Genomic DNA, 25749 nt, shown 5'->3' on the forward strand with positions numbered 1-25749 from the left:
AATGATGATGAATTTTGATGAAAAAATTAAACAGAGTTTGCAAGCAGAGCAACACAATTTAGAGTCTATTTTAGAGAGTGATCCTGGCTTATTTAAGCAGCTTAGCGGTGTGTATAATGGAAATATGCGACGTTGGACTATTTTAGGGACGTTTTTCGCTTTTATACTCACAGCCATTTTTATATTATCAGCGTATCAATTTTTTAATTCCGAGCAGCAATTGTTTTGGGCAGTGTGTTTTGTGAGTAGTTTAATGATGCAAATTGCAATAAAGCTGTGGCTGTTTATGGAAATGAACCGACAATCGATAATGAAAGAGATCAAGCGAAGCGAGCTTGAGATTAGGCTGGTGCTCAGTGAGCATTTAACCTCTAACAGTCGAACCTAAACTAAAAAGGAAAATGCAATGCAGTTAAGATCGCTAGGTGTTAATACTAATCATTTATTGTTACTGACTCTCTCTTTATTGTTTTCTGCTTTTAGTTATAGCAATACATTTACTGATGGATTGGTAAACGCCGCAAATGAAAGAACAGCGCACACTGTACGTTATGACGGTGCTTATCATCGTATTGCATACCCAAATGGAGACGTACCTGCCAATATTGGCGTGTGCACCGATGTCATTATTCGCAGTTACCGAACACTTGGGATTGATTTACAACAATTAGTGCATGAAGACATGCGCGATAATTTCTCATCTTATCCTTCGACAAGAATATGGGGCTTAACTAAGCCCGATAGCAATATTGATCATCGCAGAGTGCCCAACTTACAAACTTTTTTTAAACGTCACGGTACTGTGCTAGCTATAACTAATGATGCTGATAGCTATAAAGCGGGTGATATTGTTACGTGGATGCTACCAGGTAATCTGCCGCATATAGGTATCGTGGTAAATGAGCTCGCGCCAGATAACAAAACGCCGCTTATTGTGCATAACATCGGAGCTGGGCCACAACGAGAAGATGTGCTGTTTAGCTATAAAATCACCGGGCATTACCGGTATAAGCCTGCTGAACTATAAAGGAAATATTTAAAATTATGGATGAAAACGTAAAGCAAAAGTTTACGACTTACCCTGACAATATTGCGGTGTTATTGCACGATATTCGAAATTTAATTTTTGGCGTTGCCGCACAAGATGGTATCACCGAACTTGAAGAAACCTTGAAATGGGGAGAGCCGAGTTATATCTCAAAAAGTGGTTCCACAATCCGATTTGATTATAAAGATAAAGCACCGCAGCAATTTTGTATTTACTTTAACTGTAATACAAAGCTGGTGGAGACATTTAAAGAGTTATACGGCGATACCTTTGTCTATCAAGGTAACCGTGCGTTGGTGTTTGAGCTTGATCAAGCATTGCCGAACAAGGAACTTGCTCATTGTATCTCTTTGGCACTGCGCTACAAAAAAATAAAGCACCTGCCAATGCTAGGTGCTTAAATTTAGTGAGTGATTAGCGCGGCGTAAAGCTGAGCCTACGTGAAGGACGACGGCTCAAACCTTTAACTACGCAAATTCGCGCTCACACTTTTTATTTAGCCCTTGCAGCGCGTGCAGCGTGGAGTTTTTTGTAGCTGTCGATTAAACGCTGATGACGCTCTAATCCTTCAAGCTGCATGTTGGTAGGCGTTAAGCCATAAAACACTACATCGCCATTGATTGAACCAACCACTGCATCCATCACTTCTTGGCCAAACATGCGGGTAAAGCTGTGAATGTAGTCTTCAATTTCAAGGTCATCATTTAAGGCAACTTCAAGTGTGGCGTGCATTGCTTGGTAAAATAAGCCGCGTTCAACGGTGTTATCGTTAAACTGTAAAAAGGTTTCAACCAGTTCCATCGTCGCTTCTAAATCACCTAATGCTAAGTAAATAAGTAATTTAAGCTCAAGAATTGTTAACTGTCCCCATACCGTGTTTTCATCAAACTCAACACCAATTAGAGTGATAATATCAGTGTAGTTATCAAGCTGGCTTTCTTCTAAGCGCTCGACTAAATCGGCAAGTTGGTCTTCATCTAAACTGTGCAGGTTTAAAATGTCTTCTCGGTATTTAAGGGCTTTATTGGTGTTATCCCAAATTAAATCTTCAACAGGGTAAACTTCTGAGTAATCAGGCACTAAAATACGGCATGCAGTGCCTAAGTCTGAAAACTCAGCTATGTAGGCTTCTTTACCTAAATCTTTTAAGATGCCGAACAGGCTGGCTGTTTCTTCTTCATTGGTGCCAGAAAAGTCCCACTCTACAAAGTCATAATCATGTTTTGCACTGAAAAAGCGCCATGAAATTTTACCGGTTGAGTCAATAAAGTGCTCAACAAAGTTTTCAGGTTCTGAGACAGCCATGCTGTTGAAAGTTGGTTTTGGTACGTCATTTAAACCTTCAAAACTGCGACCTTGTAATAGTTCTGTTAAGCTGCGCTCTAGGGCAACTTCAAAACTAGGGTGTGCACCAAATGAGGCAAAAACACCGCCGGTTTTTGGATTCATTAATGTCACGCACATCACAGGGAATTGGCCGCCAAGGGAGGCGTCTTTAACAACGACTGGAAAGCCTTGCTCTTCTAAACCTTTAATACCGGCAACAATACCTGGGTATTTAGCAAGCACGTCTTCTGGTACGTCAGGCAGTACGATTTCTTGTTCGATAATTTGGCGTTTAACAGCACGCTCAAAAATTTCAGATAAACATTGTACTTTTGCCTCAGCAAAGTTATTACCGGCACTCATACCATTACTTAAAAATAAGTTTTCAATTAAGTTTGATGGAAAATACACAGTTTCGCCGTCAGATTGACGAACATATGGAATAGAGCAAATACCGCGTTCAACATTACCTGAGTTTGTGTCGATTAGGTGTGAGCCACACAACTCATCTTCAGGGTTATAAATGCTCAGCGTGTAGTCGTCTAAAATGCCTTCAGGCAATGAGTCATCGTCAGTAAGGGCAAACCATTTTTCATTCGGGTAATGAACAAATTCGCTGTTGGCAATTTCTTCACCAAGGAATTGATCATTATAGAAAAAGTTACAGTTTAAACGCTCAATAAATTCGCCCAGGGCAGAGCATAATGCGCTTTCTTTAGTTGCGCCTTTACCATTGGTAAAGCACATTGGAGAGGCAGCATCACGAATATGTAATGACCACACGTTTGGTACAATATTGCGCCACGATGAAATTTCAATCTTCATGCCCAAATCGGCTAAAATCGCGGTCATATCAGCGATGGTTTGCTCAAGCGGTAAGTCTTTTCCAAGAATAAAGGTGTTTTCGCTGCCCTCAGGCTTTGCCATTAACATAGCCTCTGCGTCGTTATCGAGGCTTTCTACCGCGTCAATTTTAAACTCAGGCTTGGTTTGAATAACACGTTTTACTGTACAGCGATCGACTGAACGCAGGATACCGGTGCGGTCTTTTTCAGAAATGCTTTCAGGCAGTTCAACCTGAATTTGAAAAATTTGGTTATAACGATCTTCTGGATCAACTATGTTATTTTGCGCAACGCGAATACCGTCGGTCGATATGTCACGCGCATTACAATACACTTTTATAAAATACGCAGCACATAAAGCTGAAGAGGCCAGGAAGTAGTCAAAAGGGCTTGGCGCAGAGCCGTCGCCTTTGTAACGGATTGGTTGATCTGCAATGACTGAGAAATCGTCGAACTTAGCTTCTAATCTAAGGTTATCGAGAAAATTAACTTTAATTTCCATTGAGTTGGTCCACCTTCGTGCGCACTTTTTTAGTTAGCTTTACTTTGTTTTAGCCACACTAAATCAGTGTATTTTCATTAATTGGTAATTATCCGCTTTTTAAGGCCTCACATACAAGTAATAGTCTTAGGTTAAATAAAATAAATACGGGTAACGATCCCGCGCAATCAAAGTTTAGTAAGTCTATTTTTGTGAAAAACGCGATAAATATTTAGAGGTTTATAGGAAAAATACTGTATTTGAGTCATAGGATATGCAGTGATAAGTTTACAGTGTCAGACTTTATAGTGGCGTGTATTTGCGCCTACCATACTTATTTTTGAAATAATCTGTTGGATTAATGAGCAATATTTTGATGTTGGTCTAGTTTTAATTATGCATATTGCAAAATACTCATATCATAAGGTAACGCAAATGATGAAAAAGCTGTATTGGTTATTAACTGTAAATTGTTTACTGTTTACGGGGGTTTCTTACGGCGAGATTAATTTCTCAGGCTTTAGCAGTATTAATGCTGGTAAAGTTTTATCCGGAAGTGGTGTCCCGCAATACGATATACCTCCTACCTTTTTAGCTGATTATCCGATTGTTTCAGCGTATGACGAAGATGTTTCATTTAAACCTGAGAGCTTATTTGGGTTACAGATAAGTGCAGATTTAGCCGATGGTTTGTCTATGACAGGACAAATAGTTGCACGGGGCGCTAATGATTTTGATGCATCAATCGAATGGGCTTATTTATCCTATGAGCTCAATGACAATTGGACAATTCAAGCAGGAAAGAAACGCTTACCTCTATTTTATTATTCTGATTTCTATGACGTAGGTTACGCCTATGTATGGATGCGCCCACCTGCAGATAATTACACCTGGCAAATCTTTAATTACAATGGTGTGAACGCCTTATACAGCGGAGAAATCGGCGACTGGTCTGTGATGGGAAATCTTTACTATGGAGAAGAAGACGATAAAGATAATAAATTGCTCAGCGAGTTTTTCTTTAAAGAGCCAACACGTGAGATTTGGCGTGACATGCTTGGCGCAGTGCTGCAACTAAATAAAGAGTGGTTTGAAGTACGGCTCACTCACATGACTTATAAAAATGAACGGTATCGTAGTGGTGAACGTGTGCTATTTGATGGTGAAACGAGCCGAACTGGTAAGTTTTATGGTGTGGCTGTTAATTTAGATTTTGACAACATATTTGTTTTAACAGAATTAAATCGCTTAGACCTAAATGGCAATCTCGATACCTCAATGATCACGCTAGGTTATCGCTTTGATGCTGTAACACCTTATGTTTCATATTCTCAATTTAAAGAAGATTCTCAAGATGGTGAGCAGCATAATACTACGTCACTTGGAGTACGTTGGGACTTTCATTCATCGGCAGCGTTTAAAGTGCAATTTGATAAAGTGAACGATGAATCATTTGACCTTGCTGTAGCAGGTGATAGTGAATCAATCTCACTTGGCATTGACTTGGTATTTTAAGGAATACGTTATGATAGTGTTTAAAAAGGTACTCTTACCACTTTTATTGCTGAGTTGTTATTCAGTAAATGCAGAAGTTGTTGTTATTGTTCACCCATCTAATAGTAGCAGTTTTGATCAATCAGAAATCTCTAAGTTCTTTTTAGGTAAAGCAAAATCGTTTTCTGATGGGAATCAAGCTGTTCCAATTAACCAAGAAGATAGTTCCACAGTACGTAAAGAGTTTGATAGCAACGTATTATCTAAATCTGGAAGCCAGCTCAAAGCGTATTGGTCAAAACTTATTTTTACGGGCAAGGGATCCCCACCGAAAGAAGTGTCAAATGATGCAGATGTAATCGATTTAATCAGTAAAAACCCCAGCATGATTGGTTACGTTGATGCTGCATCACTCAACGATACTGTTAAGTCGGTGGGTAAGTTCTGATCGTATATGAAAGTATAAAAGTCGATTACATTTAAACCGTAATCGACTTTTTAATGCCTGAGCTATGATGTATTGATGACTAAAAAAATTGTGGTTTATTGGTTTGCTAAATCATCAAGCAGATTCATAACACGCTCACTGGCTGCTTCCATTAAGTTAATATGTTTGATTGCATTTGTTTTTTCACCGCTATGAATAAGCACAAGTGCTTCAACGCCGTTGCGATGTACTTCTTTATGCGGCTCTTCCAATTGTTTAAATGCATTAAGCTGCTTAAAGTTTTGTGCATCTTCGGAGTTGTACCATTGGCCCAAGCGGCACATTGTATGGTTACTAAAATCGTCAATCGACTTATTTAAAGTACCATTAGCAACCGCATATACTTCGCCTTTCCATACGATATGGTCAAGTTTTACGGTTTGAATAAATGAACGTATAGCAGCATTAGTTATAGTATTTTTCATACTTGAGCAATGATCAATGATGGTGCCGTAATCATTATTTAATGCCCCAAAGTTACTTGAAAGCTGCGAGTTGTTGTCTTGAATTGTTGAAACGGAGTTAACGGTTTCACTTGTTTTACTAATAATGCCTTTAACAAGCTCTGAGACTTCTTGCGCAGATTTATTGGTGTTAGTGGCCAATGTCCTCACTTCATCGGCAACAACACTAAATCCTCTGCCAGCCTCGCCCGCTCTTGCAGCCTCAATAGCGGCATTTAATGCCAATAAGTTTGTTTGATCAGAAATTTTAGAAATGGTGATTACAAAGTTATTAATGCTATCAGCCATAGTAGATAGCCCAGAAATACTCTCTGTCATGCTGCCCATTTTAGTGGTCATTTGATCCATTTCTTGGATGATTTGTTGAAGCGATTTACTCGAAGTCTCCAGTAGGTCGCTGATTTGATAGCTCACCTTGCTTTCTTCATCAATGGTTGTGTATGACTCTAAAACTGTTTGCCTAATGCCCTCAATTTGGTTGATACATTCAATTGTACTTTGCAGTAAGCTTGCATTAAATTGCTGTTCTTCATCTGATGACTGCTGATTTAACTGAGCGTGCAATTGTTCATTTTCAATGGTGATTGCTTGATTGTCAGCTTTTAATAACTCAATTTCTTTTAAAAGCGCCTCACATTGGCTTTGTGATGCTAAATAGGTTTTACTTGAGACGAACATGAACATTTCCTGTAATTGAGGATCCAAATATGACCCGAACAATAAAACTAGCTTAGATTGAGATGAAGTACAATTATATTAATACATTAGGATAATTTAATTCGTTAAATTTTCTTATGTTAAGAATAGTAATAAGTAATTAACCTGTACAGATAGATTATTGCAGCGAATTATTGCACTTATTAGCAAGTTTGTTTTTGACTTGCATCAAAATGCTCTTGGGTGGCTTGCCAAACGCGCTCTTAAATAAGCGGCTGAAATGGCTCGGACTTGAAAAGCCAAGCTCGTAACAAATTTGGCTAACTAACTTACCCTGTTGTAATTGTGAGTGTGCAAGTTTAAGCCTTAACTGCTGCTGCCATTGGGCAGGACTTTGGCCAAAGGCTAATTTAAACTGTTGATAAAATTTACTGCGGCTCATGCAGGCTATTTTGCATAGTTCATCAATATCGAGTGGATGACTGAGGTTTTGTTCAATATGCCTTAAGACGTGTGTAAAACCACAATCAATTATTGGTTTTTGGCTATTTGCCAATAATAAATCGCGACTTTGTTGTTGTAATAAGCGAGTAATTAATTCATTAATGCTTAACTCAATCAAGTATTGGCGGTCTTGTTCATTTTCGCTAAATAAACCCACCATGCGCTCTAATAAACTTTGCGTGTTTTGATTGTGTTCAGTGTGAACAAGTTGCGGGGTATATTGAAAGAAATCATCCTTGCTTATTTGTTGTTGTATATTCAATGCATCTGCTACTTGGCTTATTTTCTCTCTACTGATCTCAATGGCTAAGCACGTTGTGGGTTGGGTCATTGACGCTTCAGGAAAGTCAATTAGGACGCCTTGCTCAGGGGCAAGCACAAATGATTGCTGAGGTAAAAATGAGTGGTGGTAGTCACTGTCGTTTACATGCATTATTTTTTTTCCAGTGATCATACCGCAAAATAGTAACTCACTGGAATGTAATGCTATTTTTTGTGCATTTTTATATGTGTCATAAATACTTAAGTGTGCACTGTCAGAGGCAAAAGTGAGCTTATTTTCAATGAGTACATCAACCGCTTTACGTTGCTTTGTTAGCTTTTCAGTCATTAAGTAGGCTGTCATCATAATCCCTTTTTAAGTTTGGACACACAGGCACGTTTTCTGGACAGGCAATCAAGTTTGTATGCTTTATATACGCTAATGTCAATAAATGGCAGATAAACAATTAATAATTACCTCGCCATATTGAGCCTTATAAGGCAACTATTGAGCAACAACTGATCAAAGGACACACAATGATTTACGCAAATCCTGGCGCAGAGGGCGCACTCATTAATTTTAAATCGCAATACGGTAATTTTATTGGTGGGCAATGGGTTGAGCCTGTAAATGGCCAATACTTTGACAACATAAGCCCTGTGAACGGCGAGGTGTTTTGTAAAATTCCACGCTCAGATAAAGCAGATATAGAACTGGCGCTCGACAAAGCGCATGAAGCCAAAACTGCTTGGGGTGTAACTTCTGTTACTGATCGCAGTAACATCTTACTTAAAATAGCGGATCGAATTGAGCAAAATTTAGAGCTATTGGCTGTTGCAGAAACATGGGATAACGGCAAAGCGATTCGTGAAACGTTAGCGGCTGACATTCCACTTGCTGCTGATCACTTTCGCTACTTTGCGGGCTGTTTACGTGCTCAAGAGGGCTCTATTGGAGAAATAGACGAAACCACTGTTGCGTATCATTTTCATGAACCACTGGGTGTAGTTGGGCAAATAATCCCTTGGAACTTCCCAATTTTAATGGCAGCTTGGAAGCTCGCACCAGCGCTTGCTGCGGGTAATTGTGTTGTGCTTAAACCTGCGGAGCAAACCCCAGTCTCCATCTTAGTGTTGATGGAAATTATCGGTGACTTACTACCTGCGGGTGTATTAAATGTTGTTAACGGTTTTGGTAAAGAAGCTGGCGAAGCACTGGCAACAAATACTCGTATTGCTAAAATTGCCTTTACTGGCTCGACGCCAGTTGGCTCGCATATTTTAAAGTGCGCAGCAGATAATATTATTCCTTCAACAGTTGAGCTCGGTGGTAAATCTCCTAACATTTTCTTTAATGATGTAATGGAAAAAGACGATTCATTTTTAAGTAAAGCTATTGAGGGAGCGGTGCTGGCTTACTTCAATCAAGGTGAAGTGTGTACTTGCCCGTCGCGATTATTCATCCAAGAAGACATTTACGATCAGTTTATTGAACGTATTTTAGCGCGCACACTGCAGATAAAACGTGGCAACCCACTTGATAGTGAAACCATGGTAGGGGCGCAAGCGTCTCAAGCTCAATTTGATAAAATACTCAGCTACATCGAAATTGGTAAAAAAGAAGGCGCAGAAGTACTCACTGGCGGTAACGTCGAGCAATTAAGTGAGGAGCTAAATGGCGGTTATTATATTCAGCCTACTTTACTTAAAGGTACTAACGACATGCGAGTGTTCCAAGAGGAGATCTTTGGCCCTGTTATCTCCATGTCGACCTTTAAAGATGAAGCAGAAGCGCTAGAACTTGCTAACAGCTCAGAGTTTGGCTTAGGCGCCGGTGTGTGGAGCCGTAACATGAACCGCGCTTATCACTTTGGCCGTAAAATAGAGGCAGGCCGTGTGTGGACGAATTGTTACCACATGTACCCAGCCCATGCTGCATTTGGTGGTTATAAAAAATCAGGTATTGGTCGTGAAACCCACAAACTCGCTCTTGAACATTACCAACAAACTAAAAACTTATTAGTAAGTTATAGTGAAGATCCTCTTGGCTTTTTTTAACCACTAAACAGATCTTAGTATATTAAGTAATGCCAAGCGCTGTATTTTTGCAGCGCTTTTTTATTCAAAGCATTGGTTTTATCAGCCGTACAAAAGCAAAAAAGTCTTAACAACCCCTTTACATTCAACTGAGCTTTTAATTATCTTGAGTCTCCATTTTATTTAGCATTGAAGTCATTCATTGGACATAAATAGGGAACACTGTTTTTTGTATCAAAATATCGTGTTGTGAACATGGATGGCCTTTGGGTATATTATTTCGATAGGTGGCGCAGCGATTGAGCGATACTGAGTATTTAATTTGCATAAATTAGGAATATATAAAAAGCATACAGGATCTATCAAAAGTAAAATTATTAGCACGGGGCGAATCTGGTGTTCTCGGCGGTGTATGTTCGGGGTTAGCTGAACATTACAATTTGAGAAAAAATGGCTTACGATTAGCTTTTATATTTAGCAGCTTGTTTTTAGTTATTCCAGTATTGTTATACATTGTTTTATGGCTTATTTTACCTTGTTATCCGTCAACACAGGCAATGGCGAGGCATTTAAGGCGCAAAGCACTGCATTATAAAAACAGCGCAGATTAGCACTCGTTTATTTAATAGGGAGAGTTGCTGTGTAAATCCAGTACGTTTAGTTTTGTCACTATTAATTTGTGGTTGTGCTGTTTAAAAGCACATTATTGAGTCGATTTAAGGAAATAACATGCAAAAAGGACTGACTGGGGTGTTTGTTGTTGACTCAGTAATAAAAACACTTGTTTTGTGTTTGCTGACAATTGGCGCATACCTGATCTACAAACTATATACTTTTTCTAACCAGATAAATAAACATACAGAGTATAAAATACCCACGTTATTTATTGTAACAGCGAGTGTGCTATTTGTTGTTTCATTGGGTAGCTTAATCTATGGGCTTGCTAATTTTGATGATCCTACCGTTTTAAGAAGCTCCATTGGTTTGCATGTGGTATCAAGTATTTTTGATGTGACTTGGATAGTCATGGTACGCAACCGTATTAATTTAATGACTAAGGCTAAAAAGGGTGACACACTTTGGTTAAATCCGTTAAGTACCTCGCTATTTCATGTGATTTATATGCAGTATAAAATTAATCAGATAATGGTGAAAAACACATAGGAAACGTGTTTATAAATGCAGTCTAGTATTTTTGTGGAATCGGCGTTCTTTATTGAGAAAAAGTCTATAGCAAAATAGTGATTATCGAGAACATAGCTTTATGTGAATGAGGTTTAGCTCTCTATTAATTTGTATAAAACTTCAAGTTAGCTCGGAATAAATAGAAGGATTTAGATGAAAAACGACATTAATTTGTGCTTATTGGGTTTGTTAACGCTTATTTCATTCAATAGCTTTTCGCAAAATGATGACTTTGTGAAGCCAAACTTCCCACGAACCGCAACACAATGGCAAGCGCTAACAGCACATGATATTGAATATGCTTATGCGCAGACTGCCGCAAATCACCCCGGCATGTATGACAGTGATAATCCAAACTTCCCCACGTTACTAGAAGACGCCAAACAACACGCTTTAACACTTGCACAGCAAGTGACAACGCCTCAAGGGTACGAGGCTGCAATTGCGCGCTTTAACACGATTTTACAAGATGGACATGCCGGGGCGGTCGCTGTTTTACCTGACGAGTTTAAACTTCCAAGACGGTGGCCCGAGTTTTCTGCTGTATGGCGTGGTGACAGCTTAAGGGTATATTACAGCGAACACCATAAAGTGAACAAAGGTGACACAATAATACGTTGTAATAATACGGATATTAAAACTCTGATGCGCGAAACACTCTTTAATTTTCATGGTGAGGTTGACCAGCCTGGGCATTGGTGGAACCAAGGGTGGCGTCTATTGATTGATGATGGAAATCCATTTTTGCCTAAACTAAAAAACTGTGATTTTGTTAACGCGAATGGCGCTACTTATAGCGTAATACTGAAGTGGTCTGTTCGTCCAAAGAGCGTGAGTAAGCAATTAAAGTATGCCTACAATGGCGATGAATTGCCAATTGGTTTAGGCTGGCCGAGTGAAAATATAGCGTGGGTTGCAATGCCAACTTTTAGCCCTAATGAGTTGCAAATAGCTGATTACCAAACATTGCTTGATGATCTTACAAAGCAACGAGGTAAGTTACTCAATGCCAAAACGGTAGTACTCGATCTTCGTCATAATCAAGGTGGCTCCTCTTTTTGGAGTTTAAAAGTTGCTGAGCAATTATGGGGAGAACACATAGTAAACCAAAAACGAGCGCAATATGGGCGCAATACGCAAGTATGGTGGCGGGCGTCTGAAGAAAATACTAATTATGTTGAATCATTAAAAGTACTACTAAAAGAGCAGCCTCAAATGTATGACATGGTTGATAAAGTATCTGCTGGTATGAAGGAATCTTTAGAAAAAGAAGCGATATTTTATGTCGAAGAGAAGGCAGCATCAACACAAGCAGCAGTGGTGGCACAGAGTGATTTCAATAATAACGTTATCGTGATTGCGCCGGGGCAGTGCGCTAGTGCTTGTCTTGATGCAATTGATACATTCAAACTATTTTCAAATACAATGTTATTAGGTGCACCCAGCAGTGCAGATTCAACGTATATGGAAGTAAGACTTGTTGATACTCCATCGGGGCTAACTAAGGTGATTATTCCTAATAAAGTCTATGTGGATAGACCCCGCGGAAAAGGGGCTTATTACAAGCCGGATATCCCTTTTAATGAACTTGAGTGGACAACGCAAGCGCTACTAGCACGAATAAAAAAACTTTAACTCTAGACTACTTATTCAGCATGTTTTTAATATGATAAGTGGGTAAACTCCCGGTGTTTTGTATTTACTTAAAGGGCATCAGTAATAAGGTTATTACTGATGCATTTTTTTTGCTTGCGGAGTATTGGCTTAAGCCGACTTTCAATGTGGCGTCGGTTTCACTGGCATGCGGTTTATAACTGCCAAAGAGTTTATCCCACCAAATTACACTAAAGCCATAATTACTGTTGGTTTCATCAGGCCGCTGGCTGTGGTGAAAAGAAGAATAACAAAGACACCCATCATAAAGCTTGTATTTCGCCAATTTTTTACTAACGTTCAATTAGTATGAAAATTGAACAGGGTGAAATATGGCTACTGCAAGAAAACGTCAAATAAGTTTGACAGATACAAAATACTATCACTGTATTTCACGTTGCGTTCGTCGTGCATTTTTATGTGGCGAAGACCATTTTACAGGCCAATCATACGAGCACCGTAGAGGTTGGGTTGAAGATAAACTGTTAGAGTTAGCCAAGGTATTTTGTATTGATGTGTGCGCTTATGCTGTAATGAGTTACTGTGAACACTTGAACAGAAAACGGCGAAGCAACGTCAGCAACAGCGAAAAGTTACTGGCATAAAGTTAAAAGTCCTCAATAAAGAATTAAATCTGCAATCATGCAGTCATTTTCATGCGTGTAATTTAGGTTTAACAGTGATAACCGCTCGCTTAATGAACGATGAGCGAGTGATAATAGAAAAAGAGATGAGTTTTAGCCCAAAATAATGCAACTCAATGGCACTGTTTTATTTGCTCAATTAAAGTGGCTGTCTAGTTTATTTTTTATGGCTGAAATTAAAGGTAAGAAAGTCATAATTGAACCTAACTCACCAAGTGAAGGCTTAATTGTTGCCTTTATTGAAGTAAACGGCGCTCCAGTGGAGTTGATGGAATATTCTAAATAATTGGGTAAATGATGCTTTTCAGGTCAGCTTTGAGATAAGTAACTTAGCTGACTTTAAGAACGCATATAACAAATGCATCAACACGATTTACCAACTAAAGCGGCTGTCTAGTTTATTCAAAGGTGTCGGTTGAGCAATTCAGTCCATTAAGTTATTAATTTAAATTAAAGAATTCAATTTCTAGCTTATTATTACGATTTAAAAATCCTTCCAAGCGGATCAACTCTACTCTTTAAGTGTGAAAAATAACGACAAGGTCACCTACGACTTGGGAAACTTAATTTTTGATAAAATTATATGCCTGTTCTTTTTTGTGTTATTGACGTGAAAATCTTTAAAATAGAACTAAACTAAAACATATTTAAAATACAACTCCAATTAAAGGCTTACTAACTATGCGCTACATCCTTACCATGTTTTTAGTCATATTTCTTGCCGCCTGCAACAATGATGATTCTAAAAGTGTTCCGGTTAAGCCCCAGGTGACAGTGCTGCCAATCGCCGATGCGGGTCAGCCAATGATGCTACAAAAAGGGGCGACGGCGGTTCTCAATGGGAGTGGCTCATATGACCCTGATGGCGCAAGCATTACTTATGCTTGGAGCGTTGTTAGTCAGCCTACCGCTAGCTCAAGTCAGTTAAGCGCCGCCACTACTCCCTACCCAAGCCTTTTCCTTGATGCCGTAGGCGATTACGAAATTCAATTAATAGTCAGTAATGGTGAAGAGGACAGTCTTCCTGCGATTGTCAAAATTAGCGACTCCGATTCTATTCCTGTAGCCAATGCAGGGCCGGATCAAACAGCCCAAGTAAACCAAGCTGTGACACTAAACGGCGCAATGAGCTTTGATTCTGATGGTGATCAACTATCGTATACCTGGACGCTGGAGTCATCTCCTACTGGAAGCGCAGCAATGCTGGCGCGCTCAGATACCGCATTTCCGGTGCTCACGCCGGACGTCTCTGGTGATTATGAACTTCAATTGATTGTTAATGACGGCAATAATGACAGTGCGCCGGATACGGTCATTGTTAGCGATTTAAATATCGCTCCGGTAGCTAACTCTGAAAAAGGTACTACCTACACGATAGGTGTTCCTGTGATGCTAGACGGCTCAGCGTCAAGTGATGTTGATGGCGACCCGTTGAGCTATCAGTGGAGTATCGTGAGTCAGCCAGCGGGAAGCACGGCAACAATTGTTGACGCAGATTCGGTATCAGCCTCTATCACTCCAGATGTGGATGGCGATTACATTATTTCGTTGGTAGTGAATGATGGTCAGATAGATAGCGCGTTGAGTAATCTTACGCTGCATCGCGAAAATCATATTCCCATCGCCGACGCGGGCAGTGATTTAACGGCTCAGTTAGGTCAAGTTATTCATTTGAATGGTACTGGTTCGAGTGATGGTGATGGAGATCCGCTAGTGCCGCGCTGGTCTATCAGCTCGAAGCCAAAGAATTCATCCGCTAGTTTGGCAGATGTGAATACTCTCCATCCAATCCTCGTGCCCGATATGCCTGGCGATTATGTGATTCAGCTCATCGTCAATGATGGCCAATATTTGAGTGCAGCGGACGCGGTTATTATTTCCACAACTAATATTGCTCCCGTAGCCAATGCAGGTGACCCGCAAAAGGTGGTAACTGGGCAGGCGGTTAATTTAGATGGCTCAAAGTCAACGGACCCAGAGGGTGATAGCCTGTCATACCGTTGGACGCTATTGGCGGCGCCTACTGGCAGCTCTGCCTCGTTATCTGCTACTGACGTAGTCAGCCCTTCTTTTACCCCAGATGAAATTGGCAATTATGTATTCCAGCTTGTGGTGAACGACGGTGAGAAGGATAGCGCGCCAGCAACAGTGGTTATTTCCGATCAAGACTTACCTCCGGTAGCGCGAGCTGGCGCAGATCAGTCGGTGTCAACTGGCTCACTGGTAACTTTGGATGCTACTACTTCTTCTGATCCGGAAAGCCAACCCTTAAGTTACAATTGGTCACTGCTTTCAAGTCCAAGCACAAGCACTTCGGTTCTCAGCGATAGTGATCGCGCGATCGCTACCTTTAGGCCAGATACTACCGGTGACTATGTGGCGCAATTAACGGTGACGGATGCGGCGGGACAGAAATCCTCCGATACCATCATCATTCGCAATGGTTCAGCGAACACTCTTCCGATAGCGGATGCAGGAGCCGACCAGGTCAGCACTAACACACGCTTAGTGTTGGATGGTTCTGGATCGAGAGATGCCGATGGTGACAGTATTTACTACAGCTGGGCGATGCTAAGCCGACCCGCTGGTAGTTCTGCCACACTAAACAACGATAAGTCTAGGAATCCTGATTTTACCCCTGATGTGCAGGGGGATTTTGTCATCCAGCTAGTGGTGAGTGATGGTAAGAGCACCAGCTTGCCGGACATCGTCGTGGTTCATGATAGCCAGAAAAATATCGCGCCGGTTGCTCGAATTGGTTTTCTTCAGGATGCTGTGACAGCTAATCAATACCAGCTAGATGGCAGCACCAGTTTCGATCAGAATGGTGATGCGCTAAGCTATCAATGGACACTGTATCCACCTAGCTCAAGTGCTGCAGTACTTCAAGGCAGTACTGTTGAACAGCCGACTTTTACGCCCGATATCGCAGGTGATTACGGAGTATCGTTAGTGGTTAACGATGGGGTGCTCAACAGTCAGTCCGTTTCTGCAACGATTACCGTTGCCGACCCAGTTCAAGGTGCTGCAAGACCTCTTCCCCCGGGGCATAACCTTCTGATGCTAAGTGCCACTGGCGGTGACAGTGGTTCAGGGGCCTTAATATCTATTGAAGAGAGTGACCTAACGAAAGCCTCCGAGATTTTGAGTTTGCACGGTGTACCGCCGATTCGGACTAGTGCTCACATTCAATCACCGGTTCTTCATCCGACCAACGGTAAAGTGTATTTATTAATTGATGAGACCGGTCTAAATCATGCGGGTGCTATTTTAGAGTTTGATCCGGAGGGGAAAACTACTGAAGTATACCTGAATATACCGAACCTAACCCTAAATGGAAATCGAGTTCGCTTCTTCCGAAATCAACTCCTATTCGATCCGAGTGGCCATGCCATATATTTATTCGCTCAGAGAGGTGGAGTGAGTGACGCTGGCGTGCTATTTCATATCAACAACAATCCCGCGAGCGCTAACTTTAAGACCCTCACAGTGATAGCCGAATTCGGTCAGCCGGACGGAGCATACGGCGGTTCATTGACTAGTCCGATTAGTGATTTAGCCTGGAATGGTACGAACAAAATTGTTGCTGCTTTCGGTTTTTCAAGAACACAACCTCGTCGCTCTCCAGTTGAGTTGACGCCAAGTGATTCAGCAGATCTAACTAAACCTTGGACGAAAGCAGACTTTGGAGGCTATATTGCCCTCAGTGGTCGAAAGTTTACCGTAGATAACGATTACTTACTGCTGGTTGAGAACGGTTCGCCTCTTATATTCACTGGGCATGGACGGAGTAGTGGTGGTGGTTTTTCTATCCGCGAATGTCATAATACAGAGGGAACTTTCCCTTGGGGACCCGTAGATATCTTTATTATGTGTAAAGGTGGCGGCGGCTTCGCACCGGTGTTGTATCGGTCTAACGGAAGCGCTGCCCAGCCAGTGCTTGAACGGCTATTTAGTAACCTTACTGGAAGAGAGGTGAATGGTGTCATTGCATCTACTAAGCGCGACACCGCCTATATGACAGTTGTTGATGAGTCAGCTAGCGCTTTTTTGAGTGTCGGTCGGGCAGCGATAGAGGCTGCGGGGATAACCATATCGCCGCCAACACTAAGCGAGGTTAGTAAAGTTAGCTATGTCGACAGTAGCGTCATTGTCGGTGGTGGTGACCGAGGTATCTATTTCATTGGTGATCCTGTTATTGTCGATAGGTCATCGGATCCGCTTAATGACCGCTTCGTATCTGTTTTGAGCGCCGACGGAGGTGCTGACGAGCGAGGCGCTCTCCTGACGCTCGATCGACTAACGGGAGTTATTAGTCAATCTGACTTTGGTTTTGAACGTGGAGGCTATCCCTTCGGGAGAGCAACTAAGGCATCTAGTGGCGATTACTTCTTTTCTACAGTGTCCAGCAGTGCTGGAAGCAATAACACCGATGGGTCCACAACCCTCTACGACCCATCTCTTGGTGTTACTGAAGAGGTGCTGCCGTCCCGATTCTTCAGGACCGGTTTAGGTTTGGCCGAAACTTCGAATAAGGTGCTTTACGGCTTGGGGATAGAGCGTAGGCGGGGTGTCTATGCATTGTATTCAATTGATGTTGATTCCCTAGCATTCACCGAACTAGGGGACTTTGCGAGTACTAGTGAACACGTTCCCAGCTATGAGCTAACTGTCAACGACGATAAACTTTGGTTCTTTACAGGAACTAAGCTCTTTTGCTTCGATCCGGCAACCAATCAGCGAGAAAGCTATTCGTTCGCCACTGCAGCTGCTCACGATCCAGTAAGGGCAATTAGCTTTATGAGTAATGGCAGCGATGGTTTTTTTGCGACACGCGGAAGTGCTGTGGCTGGGCAAGGTACTATTCAGAGGCTAACTAACAATTGCGCGCTACCTACTATCTCTGGCGTAGTAGCGGGCTTAACAGATCTTCCGACAACTGCATTACTAGCAGCATCGGACGGTAACTTCTACTACGGTACGGAAGGTGGAAAACTAATGCAGTTCGATGGTGTGAATACTGTTGTAGAGGTCGCGGGCATAGCTAACGCGTCGATGGTTGGTTTTTTGACGGAAGATGCTAACGGCGACATTGTAGGCTTCGCGTCTAACGGTAATGCCGTAGAAGATCAAATGTATGCCTACACACTGAGTAATGGTGCTTTCACTAACACCACTGTTCCTGCAGATACGCCTATCGATAGCTTCTATCCTGGTGTAACTGAAATTAATTAGGACGTATCAAACACAAGTTAGGGTAAGCCTTGAGGCTTACCCTATTCATAGAGTGCTAATTTCGCTCACTGGAACAAAAGGGGTCGAACAAAAGAGCTCAAATCTTGACTTCATACATCAAAGTTTACCAATGACCGATCATGGCACAAAACCTCCCGTCGTCTCTAACTCATTTTTGTCCAACAATGAGTTTGTTTGACTGTCCGCCTTTGCACATAGCTGTCTGTCAGATTAAGTCGGAACTAATACATTTAAAGCATGGATTTTTCAGTATTGAAACCATTACCTTATCAATACAATCTTTCAATACAAAAGCCTGAGGTGGGTCTGCGCGTTTTTGAGCCGCAACTTGCTTAAGTCCATTAATCAAATTAGCGCTTCTTGAGGTGTTTTTTTCGATTAACTCACTACTTTGTGTGATTGATTCTAAAAAGCTATCAAGTCCCACTTTTGACACTTTGTTTTCAATAACCATATGCTTAAAACTTGCTAATTCTTCTTTTAGAAAAGAAACAGCCGTAATGATAGTGCCTAGTGGTGTATTAACTTCATGGGCAACCCCTGCAACTAATTTGCTTAATGAGGCCATTTTTTCTACTTCAATTAAGTTATCTTGGGTACTTTTTAGTTCAAGCAATGTAGATTCAAGGGTTTGATTTGTTCGAGTAAGTGATTCTGTGCGTGTCGCTACTATGTTTTCGAGGTTTTTATTAAGCTCGATCAGGTCTTGCTCTTTCGCTTTGATCTGCATTAGGGCAATGCGTTTATCTTCGAGTTTTTTGCGTTGAGTATAACGATAATAGAAAAAACCAACTAAAACAAAAATTAGCAGCGAAAAGACAATAGCTATATTTCGTTGATTGATTTTTTTTTGCTGCGCAATAGCTAAACCATCACCGATGAGCTGAAGCGATTTATCAAAATTTCTTAGCTCGTTAGCCTGCATACTGTAATACGCATAAATAAGCATAAGGTTGTTGTTATTTTTACTCTCTAAGGCGCGCCTGAGTGCTTCTTCAAATAAGGCTTCGGCTTGTGAAAACTCACTTTTATAAAATTTAGCACGTGCGTAATGGGTGAGTAATTGAGTTTTATCAGAGGAGCCCTCTGCCACAATTTCCAACGCAGCTTCAATATAGCTTTCAGCTTTGTCTGGGTAATACTTACTTGCATCGTTGATGTATTCTAACGTCAACGCAACTTTTTTTTCGCCCTGACTCTCTGCAATTTTTTTCTCAAATTCCGATTGTTCTGTAGCGTATGCTCTTGGGTGAGTAGTACAGATGAAGGTGACAAAAAAATCACACCGAAATATACAGTTTTACGCACTAGTTCAAACAAAACTGGCATTGTTACCAGCTACAAATCGAACAATTAAAAGGTTAAAGTAAGTGTAGCTAAGCCTGATAAAAACAGCCATGCTAAATTTTGAGTACACCAACTTCATAGCTTAATGTATCATTGTTTAGCAAAGTAGGTCGTATTGCTTTTTGTTTTAAAACCACAAATTCATTTTCTGTATTTACGTAACCTGAACTCTGGTTAAGAGATGTACTAATGTATTGATATTAAATAACATATAGATTTATTATCCAGAGTTCAGGTTACTTAAAGGGCATCTGTAATAAGGTTATTACTGATGCATTTTTTTTGCTTGCGGGGTATTGGCTTAAGCCGACTTTCAATGTGGCGTCGGTTTCACTGGCATTCGGTTTATAACTGCCAAAGAGTTTATCCCACCAAATTACACTAAAGCCATAATTACTGTTGGTTTCATCAGGCCGCTGGCTGTGGTGAATGCGGTGTAGTTGCTGAGTGATTACTACAAACCGTAATACCTGCTCTAGTTTTTTTGGTAACCGTATGTTGGCATGGTTAAACAGGGCAAAGCCGTTTAGTGCAATTTCAAATATGAGTACTGCAATCGCAGGTGCGCCCAGCGCTGTAACGGCAATTAGTTTAATTAAAATACTGAGCACAATTTCAAATGGGTGAAAGCGTAGCCCTGTACTGGCATCTATATGGCTGTCAGCATGGTGAACTTTGTGCAAACGCCATAGCATTGGTACTTGGTGGAATAGCCTGTGTTGCCAATATATAAGCATATCGAGTATTAATACACTCAGCAGAATAGTTAACCACAGTGGTAGTTGGATTAAGTTAAAAAGACCAATACCTTGCTCGGTATTGTAAATCGCTAATGCAGTTAAGCCGATGGGCACAGTTAAGCGGGCAATCACAGATGATATAAACACTAAGCCAAAGTTTGCAAACCAACGGTGCTTAGCCGCAACCGAAGATTGACGAGCAGGCTTGAACCCCTCAAGCAACATCATGATTGCTAAAATACTGATAAAAAAACCGAGACGCCAATAAAGCTCATTATTCATCTGTGATTGACTCTTGTTGTTTGAGTGTTACATAACCGCCATAAATACGAGTAACAATTGTAATAGCACAGGCAAAGGCAAAAACGTAGGCCATAATGGCAAAGTGCTGAGGCCAAATACAAAAGGCAATAAACAGGGCAATGGTTTCTGTGCCTTCAGTCAGGCCGTTTAAATAATAAAAGCTTTTATATTTAAACTGCGGTTTGTCTAACTTAAATTTTTCGGCGGCAATCGCAAAAGCTAAAAAACTTGAACCAGTGCCAATAAAAGTGGCTAATAAAATGGCACCAGCAATCGCATTTTGCGCAGGATTGGCAAGTATAAACCCAAGCGGTATTGCAGCATAAAATAAAAAGTCGAAGGTAATATCTAAAAAGCCTCCCGCGCTTGAGCTTTGCTTACTGTAGCGTGCTAAGGCGCCATCAAGGCCATCGAAAATGCGGTTAATTATTATTGCCCCAAGTGCTAAATACCAAAGCTCAAAAGCAAGCAAGGGCACGGCTAATAGTCCGATTAAAAAACCGGTCACGGTAAGTGTATCGGCGGTGATACCGCGTTTATCAAATATGGCAACCACAGGTGTTAAAAGTGGCTTAATAACGGGAGTAATGTATTTATCGAGCATGGCTGTTTCCCCGGCGACTTAAGTTAATTACTTTACCATTTGCAGCATCTGCATCAGTTTGATCGTGTGTAACCATGATTGCGGGGAGTTTGTGATCACGTATTTGTTTAAACACCAGCTCTCGGGTTTCTTGGCGCAATTGGCTGTCTAACTTACTAAAGGGTTCATCAAGTAGGATTGCTTTAGGTTCGCTCAATAATACACGTAGTAGCGCAACGCGGGCTTGTTGACCGCCCGATAAACTCTCAGGTGCACGATTTTCTAGCCCGTGTAAACCGACTTGTTCAAGTGCATGGCTGATTTTTTCAACGCGCTGTTTTTTGTTGGCCTTTGGCATTGCAAAGGCAATATTGCCAGCAACAGATAAATGAGGGAACAACAATGAATCTTGATAAAGCAGGCCTAAGTGGCGTGAATGACTAGCGCTTAGAGTAATATCTTGTTGATTCAAATATAACTGACCTTGTGCGCTAAACGCTGAGGGCAACATGCCTGTAAGCCAATTCAATAGTGTTGATTTACCACTGCCAGAAGGGCCCATAATGCTGAGGATCTCGCCCCCTTGAATGGTTTCATCAAGGCTAATAAGCGGTTTGCCTTGCTGGCATATAGTTAATTGTTTGATTACTAAACTATGCATGTTTTGGCCTATGTTGATACTTTTTTAGCAGTGTTGGTATAACCCAAGCAAGGGCAAATGCCAGCGCGGGTAGTAGCATTTGCATTAACGCATACACTGAGCTTACCCGCCGGCTTGCACCACTAGCTAGGGCAACGGCTTCGGTGGTAATGGTGTTTATGCGACCCCCACCATTGAGTAAAGTTGGTAAATACTGACTAAAGCTAATAGCGAGCCCCAGTGCAAGTGCAATGCAAATTGGCGCGAATAACATGGGCAGTTTAACCTGCCAAAAAACCTTAGCAGGTGGTGCACCAAGGCTTGCAGCTAAATTAGCAAATCGAGGATCCATTCGTCTATAACCACTGGCCAATGATAAAAATACATAGGGCACAACAAACAATAAATGGCTAAAAATGACATTAAAAAATGCGTGATGACTATTAACTTGCTCTTGCAACCAAACTAAACCAAATAAAAATGCAATACTTGGAATGAGCATTGGCAAATAAATAACTAAGCTGGCAAACCGTGATAAAGGCTGCCCTCTTAATTGCTCAGCTTCAAGAGTGAATAGCGTAAAAATGATTGCAATTAATGTGGCGCTAATACCAAGCAATAGCGTATCCAATAATGGCTGTTGCATGTGTGCGAGTGTATTTTGCCAGTGCATTAGCACGAATTGTTCGGGTAAAATATCAGGAAACCGCCAAAATCCAGCAAAAGACCAAAGTACAAGTCCAGCTAACGATATGAATACACAGCTTATTAAAATAACGGTTAAAATATGTGTAAACCACATAACAAACTGACCTGCATACTCGCGTTGTCCATTAGTGAGATTAGACAGAGTCAACCGTTTGAATAGTTTTTCGCACATCAACCAAAATGCCAGTAAAGCCAGCGTAATTAAGAGCTGAATAATTGCACCCGCCGAGGCTTTAATACGCAAGGTTAAGTCAACATCGTTAAACCAATGCATAATTGCAACTGCCAAGGTAGGCGGCGCATTAGGGCCTAAAATTAATGGGATTTCGACATTAGCACTGGCATAAGCAAGCACCGCCAATACAGGTAATCGTAGTAATGGATAAAGGTTTGGCAAAACGACCTTAAAAAAAGCGGTCATGGGGCAGTAGCCCAAACTCAAGGCAATTTTATGATGAGCGCGTAATTTAGCCCCTAGGTCAGCTTGCGCCAATGCACCTAATGCCATGAGTAATAAAAATGGTAACTCTTTGAGTGTTAATCCTAAGATCATGCTTATACCCCAAGCATCATGGGGTAGTAACCAATCAGGAGGACTTTGCCAACCACTAAACCAAGGGGAAAATAGCCGCGATATCATTCCTGAAGGCGTTATTAAAAATCCAATGGCGATGGCCGCCGCGGCATGAGGAATAACCAAGATAGGGCCTAGTAGGCGTTGAATGCGAGCAAGCCAAGGACTGGTAAAATAGCAGGCTAAAATTAATAAGGTGATCGCCAAGGCTAAAATAGTACTTATAAATGCGCTGCTGAGACTGAGTAACACCATTTTACTAAAACCCGGAGTATTAAACAGAACACTGAAGCCGTGCAAGGAGAAGCGCATTTTATCAAGTGCAGGTATATACCCAAACGCTGGCAGCAGTACGCCAATTAACCCACCCATAACAGGAATAATTAATAATGCCATTAATAATGCTGGGCTTAATAGTACGGTTTTGGTAAATAAATCATTGGTCTTGATCATTTTAGTACCTTTTTAACAGAATGAGGTACGGCGTAACGACTAAGCCAATGTTGATTTATATAGTTGACCCAGCTCGGATGCGGCTCAGCTAAGGCGGGGCTTTGATTAGTTAATACTAAACTACTTGGGTGAGGGTTAGGGTGTGCAAATAGCGTTTTTTGCTCAGCGTTTAAAAGTGATAAATCAAGCACGGTACGGTCACCCCAAGTACTAGCTTGCTGCTTTTTGGCTTGCGCTTGTACGCTAAGCATAAAGTTAGCAAGCAATTTTGCACTGTCGCTGTGGCTGGCGTTATAAGGAATGGCGACAAAATGTATATTGCTTAAACTGCCATCGCGCATCGCATAGCTGCGAATGCTGGTAGGTAAATCATAACGCATTACGGCGGCAGGTATTTCAGCAGCTGAAAATGTTAATGCTAAACTCAGCTCTGTATCTCCCACTAAGCGCCTAAGCGCGGTGCTGCTTGAAACAAAGTATTTCCCCTTTCGCCAAAGGTTTGGGTGCAGGGTATCTAAGTATTGCCATAGCGCTGGCAACAACAAGGCTGCACTTTGCTCAGTAGCAGGTTGATAAAGTAAGTGTTGTAATGACTCAGGTGTAAGGCTTATTAGTGCGTACTTTAAGAAACTTACACCAATAAAATCAGGGGGCTTTGGGTAAGTAAAGCGACCTTGATGTTGAGCACTCCATGTTAGTAACTCAGCCAAACTGTACGGAGGGGCTGACATCGTTTTACTATCATAGTAAAAGGTTAAAGCAGCTTGGCCCCAGGGGGATTCCATGCCTTGAGTTGGTACACCAAAATCAAGTGTAACAGCAGGGTTGTTATCCGGGTTTGTTAGAGCAAAGTTAGGCAGTGATTGTGCCCAATTAGGTGCTAATAAACTATGTTGGGCCATAGCTGCAAAATTAGCGCCGTTGATCCAAATTAAGTCAACTTTTCCCGCATCGTGATTATCCGCTGACTTTTCAGCTAATACACGGCTTACAGCTTCGCTGGTGTCGGTAAGTTTTATATGATGTAGCTCAATATTGTAGCGCTGCTTAACTTGCTCACCAAGCCATTGTATATAACTATTTATTTGTGGGTCGCCACCCCATGCATGAAAATAAACAGGCTTATTACTGCCATTGTTAACGATGGTTTGCCAAGTCGGTTTTTGCTCCTTAGCAACACTTAAAAAAGGGACCGTCAGCAATAATATTAGGCCACAAAGTGTATTACAAAAAGCAATGCGCAGTTGTTTATGGCGTATCATTCAATGCCCAGTTGTAATCTAAGAACTTAATTTTCATTGTGTTATTTTTAATTTTGCGTTGCTCGGTTGGTGTTAAGTTTAGCGCATTTGAGTACAGCAGGGTAAATGCATTTAAGCTATTTGCACCACCAAAGCCTTGCTCAAAATCATCACGATACCACTTAAAAATTGGTGACAGATAGAGAGTATCATCGGCTATATAATTGCGGGTTGTATCTGCTAAAAAGAACTTTGTTTGTTGCTCTAATTGCATATCTAACTGCTGTGCACGATAGGCTTGTGCACGCAGAGCAGGGCAACCAATGCTGGCACAGTTAACAGCAAAATGAATACGAGGCTCGTTAAAATTTCCTTCACCACGAATTAATGTATGTTCTATGTTATCTAAACTACGGGTTTTACCTAATAAAGGGATGAACTCTTTACGCCATGGCGAACTAAAAAAGCTGCCTAGCTCTTTTATCGATGCGATATCTGGGTATTTGGTTAAAATAAACGCCACAGTCCATGCATTGTAAGCGTTGATCAAAAACGCCAATTGTTTGGCTTTTGACCAGCTGTTGAATTCACGCTGACTTACCTGTGAAAGAGTATCTAAGTAGCCCGTTAACATCACTTGGTCAGCTTTAAACCCGCTGTAGTTAACTCCAGTACTGGTGCCTTCACTAATGCTTTTTACATGTTTGCTTAACAATTGGTCCCAAGGCTGATGAATTGAATCCGATTCATCAGCCTTTACAGTGGTGCTGGCTAAAATAGCCAACAACACTGTCATTTTAAAGACACAATAAAAGACT

The 25749-nt window shown here is 41.2% G+C and carries 21 protein-coding genes and 2 pseudogenes; 12 read left to right on the plus strand and 11 right to left on the minus strand.

The window, feature by feature from the left end; genetic code table 11:
- Position 1: 1 nt before the first annotated feature.
- The 3 genes from CSC79_RS15565 to CSC79_RS15575 are packed head-to-tail and all read left to right on the plus strand — an operon-like array spanning position 2 to position 1449.
- The gene (locus CSC79_RS15565) at positions 2-388 is read left to right on the plus strand and encodes a DUF6768 family protein (RefSeq protein ID WP_237114040.1); all 387 of its coding nucleotides are present in this window, start codon (positions 2-4) and stop codon (positions 386-388) included.
- A gap of 18 nt (positions 389-406) precedes the next feature.
- Entirely contained in the window at positions 407-1027 is a 621-nt protein-coding gene (locus CSC79_RS15570; RefSeq protein WP_099296666.1) for a DUF1287 domain-containing protein, read from the plus strand.
- A gap of 17 nt (positions 1028-1044) precedes the next feature.
- A complete protein-coding gene (locus CSC79_RS15575; protein WP_099296667.1) occupies positions 1045-1449 on the plus strand; it encodes a DUF1801 domain-containing protein in 405 nt (134 codons plus the stop codon).
- A gap of 91 nt (positions 1450-1540) precedes the next feature.
- Here CSC79_RS15575 and CSC79_RS15580 read toward each other — a convergent pair whose 3' ends face one another.
- Entirely contained in the window at positions 1541-3721 is a 2181-nt protein-coding gene (locus CSC79_RS15580) for an OsmC domain/YcaO domain-containing protein (protein ID WP_099296668.1), read from the minus strand.
- Between the two features lie 417 nt (positions 3722-4138).
- Here CSC79_RS15580 and CSC79_RS15585 point away from each other — a divergent pair, with 417 nt between their 5' ends.
- Positions 4139-5215, plus strand: coding sequence for a porin (locus tag CSC79_RS15585; protein ID WP_099296704.1), 1077 nt, complete (start codon positions 4139-4141; stop codon positions 5213-5215).
- A gap of 10 nt (positions 5216-5225) precedes the next feature.
- Positions 5226-5642: a phosphate ABC transporter substrate-binding protein gene (locus tag CSC79_RS15590; protein ID WP_180270449.1), complete on the plus strand. Its 417-nt coding sequence runs from the start codon at positions 5226-5228 to the stop codon at positions 5640-5642.
- Positions 5643-5737: 95 nt separating this feature from the next.
- On the opposite strand, the gene CSC79_RS15595 is transcribed toward CSC79_RS15590, so the two are convergent.
- Positions 5738-6823 carry a methyl-accepting chemotaxis protein gene (locus CSC79_RS15595; RefSeq protein WP_099296669.1) on the minus strand — a complete coding sequence of 362 codons (1086 nt, stop codon included), beginning with the start codon at positions 6821-6823 and terminating at the stop codon, positions 5738-5740.
- A gap of 157 nt (positions 6824-6980) precedes the next feature.
- Positions 6981-7931, minus strand: coding sequence for an AraC family transcriptional regulator (locus tag CSC79_RS15600; RefSeq protein WP_099296670.1), 951 nt, complete (start codon positions 7929-7931; stop codon positions 6981-6983).
- 173 nt (positions 7932-8104) lie between these two features.
- Between CSC79_RS15600 and CSC79_RS15605 the strand changes: the two genes are divergently transcribed.
- From CSC79_RS15605 to CSC79_RS15620, 4 genes are all read left to right on the plus strand, one after another.
- Positions 8105-9625, plus strand: a complete 1521-nt coding sequence (locus tag CSC79_RS15605; protein WP_099296671.1) for an aldehyde dehydrogenase family protein — start codon at positions 8105-8107, stop codon at positions 9623-9625.
- Positions 9626-9954: 329 nt separating this feature from the next.
- Entirely contained in the window at positions 9955-10215 is a 261-nt protein-coding gene (locus CSC79_RS15610; protein WP_099296672.1) for a PspC domain-containing protein, read from the plus strand.
- 118 nt (positions 10216-10333) lie between these two features.
- A complete protein-coding gene (locus CSC79_RS15615) occupies positions 10334-10768 on the plus strand; it encodes a hypothetical protein (protein WP_099296673.1) in 435 nt (144 codons plus the stop codon).
- Between the two features lie 174 nt (positions 10769-10942).
- Positions 10943-12424, plus strand: a complete 1482-nt coding sequence (locus CSC79_RS15620; RefSeq protein ID WP_099296674.1) for a S41 family peptidase — start codon at positions 10943-10945, stop codon at positions 12422-12424.
- Positions 12425-12488: 64 nt separating this feature from the next.
- Here the strand turns inward: CSC79_RS15620 and CSC79_RS20275 are convergent.
- Positions 12489-12680 (minus strand): annotated as a pseudogene (locus CSC79_RS20275) (sterol desaturase family protein); the annotation flags it as partial.
- 94 nt (positions 12681-12774) lie between these two features.
- Here CSC79_RS20275 and CSC79_RS15630 point away from each other — a divergent pair.
- The 3 genes and pseudogenes from CSC79_RS15630 to CSC79_RS15640 all read left to right on the plus strand — a co-directional run.
- Positions 12775-12981, plus strand: a pseudogene (locus CSC79_RS15630) (Mobile element protein); the annotation flags it as partial.
- A 211-nt stretch (positions 12982-13192) separates the two neighbouring features.
- Positions 13193-13372 carry a hypothetical protein gene (locus CSC79_RS15635; RefSeq protein WP_099296677.1) on the plus strand — a complete coding sequence of 60 codons (180 nt, stop codon included), beginning with the start codon at positions 13193-13195 and terminating at the stop codon, positions 13370-13372.
- Between the two features lie 395 nt (positions 13373-13767).
- A complete protein-coding gene (locus CSC79_RS15640) occupies positions 13768-18321 on the plus strand; it encodes a PKD domain-containing protein (protein ID WP_099296678.1) in 4554 nt (1517 codons plus the stop codon).
- A gap of 226 nt (positions 18322-18547) precedes the next feature.
- On the opposite strand, the gene CSC79_RS15645 is transcribed toward CSC79_RS15640, so the two are convergent.
- The 7 genes from CSC79_RS15645 to CSC79_RS15675 all read right to left on the minus strand — a co-directional run bounded on the left by CSC79_RS15645 (position 18548) and on the right by CSC79_RS15675 (position 25727).
- Positions 18548-19516, minus strand: a complete 969-nt coding sequence (locus CSC79_RS15645; RefSeq protein WP_099296679.1) for a histidine kinase dimerization/phospho-acceptor domain-containing protein — start codon at positions 19514-19516, stop codon at positions 18548-18550.
- A gap of 409 nt (positions 19517-19925) precedes the next feature.
- Positions 19926-20711, minus strand: a complete 786-nt coding sequence (locus CSC79_RS15650; protein ID WP_099296680.1) for a sterol desaturase family protein — start codon at positions 20709-20711, stop codon at positions 19926-19928.
- A complete protein-coding gene (locus tag CSC79_RS15655; RefSeq protein WP_099296681.1) occupies positions 20704-21336 on the minus strand; it encodes a CDP-alcohol phosphatidyltransferase family protein in 633 nt (210 codons plus the stop codon). The genes CSC79_RS15650 and CSC79_RS15655 overlap by 8 nt, the downstream gene beginning before the upstream one ends.
- A complete protein-coding gene (locus CSC79_RS15660) occupies positions 21326-21976 on the minus strand; it encodes an ATP-binding cassette domain-containing protein (RefSeq protein WP_099296682.1) in 651 nt (216 codons plus the stop codon). Before CSC79_RS15660 ends, CSC79_RS15655 begins: the two co-directional genes overlap by 11 nt.
- Entirely contained in the window at positions 21969-23690 is a 1722-nt protein-coding gene (locus CSC79_RS15665; protein WP_099296683.1) for an ABC transporter permease subunit, read from the minus strand. Before CSC79_RS15665 ends, CSC79_RS15660 begins: the two co-directional genes overlap by 8 nt.
- On the minus strand, positions 23687-24952 hold the full coding sequence (locus CSC79_RS15670) for an ABC transporter substrate-binding protein (protein ID WP_099296684.1): 1266 nt from the start codon (positions 24950-24952) through the stop codon (positions 23687-23689). Before CSC79_RS15670 ends, CSC79_RS15665 begins: the two co-directional genes overlap by 4 nt.
- Positions 24939-25727 (minus strand): DUF547 domain-containing protein, encoded by a 789-nt coding sequence (locus tag CSC79_RS15675; RefSeq protein ID WP_099296706.1) that lies wholly within the window; start codon positions 25725-25727, stop codon positions 24939-24941. Before CSC79_RS15675 ends, CSC79_RS15670 begins: the two co-directional genes overlap by 14 nt.
- Positions 25728-25749: the final 22 nt, after the last annotated feature.

Source organism: Pseudoalteromonas sp. 3D05 (assembly GCF_002723455.1).
In the GTDB taxonomy this organism is placed as follows: Bacteria; Pseudomonadota; Gammaproteobacteria; order Enterobacterales; family Alteromonadaceae; genus Pseudoalteromonas.

Excerpts from the sequence above, each read along its gene's own strand:
- CSC79_RS15600 (WP_099296670.1), bottom strand. The coding sequence starts at position 7,931 with ATGACAGCCTACTTAATGACTGAAAAGCTAACAAAGCAACGTAAAGCG.
- CSC79_RS15585 (WP_099296704.1), top strand. The coding sequence starts at position 4,139 with ATGAAAAAGCTGTATTGGTTATTAACTGTAAATTGTTTACTGTTTACG.
- CSC79_RS15595 (WP_099296669.1), bottom strand. The coding sequence starts at position 6,823 with ATGTTCGTCTCAAGTAAAACCTATTTAGCATCACAAAGCCAATGTGAG.
- CSC79_RS15620 (WP_099296674.1), top strand. The coding sequence starts at position 10,943 with ATGAAAAACGACATTAATTTGTGCTTATTGGGTTTGTTAACGCTTATT.
- CSC79_RS15615 (WP_099296673.1), top strand. The coding sequence starts at position 10,334 with ATGCAAAAAGGACTGACTGGGGTGTTTGTTGTTGACTCAGTAATAAAA.
- CSC79_RS15640 (WP_099296678.1), top strand. The coding sequence starts at position 13,768 with ATGCGCTACATCCTTACCATGTTTTTAGTCATATTTCTTGCCGCCTGC.
- CSC79_RS15575 (WP_099296667.1), top strand. The coding sequence starts at position 1,045 with ATGGATGAAAACGTAAAGCAAAAGTTTACGACTTACCCTGACAATATT.
- CSC79_RS15605 (WP_099296671.1), top strand. The coding sequence starts at position 8,105 with ATGATTTACGCAAATCCTGGCGCAGAGGGCGCACTCATTAATTTTAAA.
- CSC79_RS15580 (WP_099296668.1), bottom strand. The coding sequence starts at position 3,721 with ATGGAAATTAAAGTTAATTTTCTCGATAACCTTAGATTAGAAGCTAAG.
- CSC79_RS15590 (WP_180270449.1), top strand. The coding sequence starts at position 5,226 with ATGATAGTGTTTAAAAAGGTACTCTTACCACTTTTATTGCTGAGTTGT.
- CSC79_RS15675 (WP_099296706.1), bottom strand. The coding sequence starts at position 25,727 with ATGACAGTGTTGTTGGCTATTTTAGCCAGCACCACTGTAAAGGCTGAT.
- CSC79_RS15565 (WP_237114040.1), top strand. The coding sequence starts at position 2 with ATGATGATGAATTTTGATGAAAAAATTAAACAGAGTTTGCAAGCAGAG.
- CSC79_RS15660 (WP_099296682.1), bottom strand. The coding sequence starts at position 21,976 with ATGCATAGTTTAGTAATCAAACAATTAACTATATGCCAGCAAGGCAAA.
- CSC79_RS15670 (WP_099296684.1), bottom strand. The coding sequence starts at position 24,952 with ATGATACGCCATAAACAACTGCGCATTGCTTTTTGTAATACACTTTGT.
- CSC79_RS15665 (WP_099296683.1), bottom strand. The coding sequence starts at position 23,690 with ATGATCAAGACCAATGATTTATTTACCAAAACCGTACTATTAAGCCCA.
- CSC79_RS15635 (WP_099296677.1), top strand. The coding sequence starts at position 13,193 with ATGCAACTCAATGGCACTGTTTTATTTGCTCAATTAAAGTGGCTGTCT.
- CSC79_RS15650 (WP_099296680.1), bottom strand. The coding sequence starts at position 20,711 with ATGAATAATGAGCTTTATTGGCGTCTCGGTTTTTTTATCAGTATTTTA.
- CSC79_RS15655 (WP_099296681.1), bottom strand. The coding sequence starts at position 21,336 with ATGCTCGATAAATACATTACTCCCGTTATTAAGCCACTTTTAACACCT.
- CSC79_RS15570 (WP_099296666.1), top strand. The coding sequence starts at position 407 with ATGCAGTTAAGATCGCTAGGTGTTAATACTAATCATTTATTGTTACTG.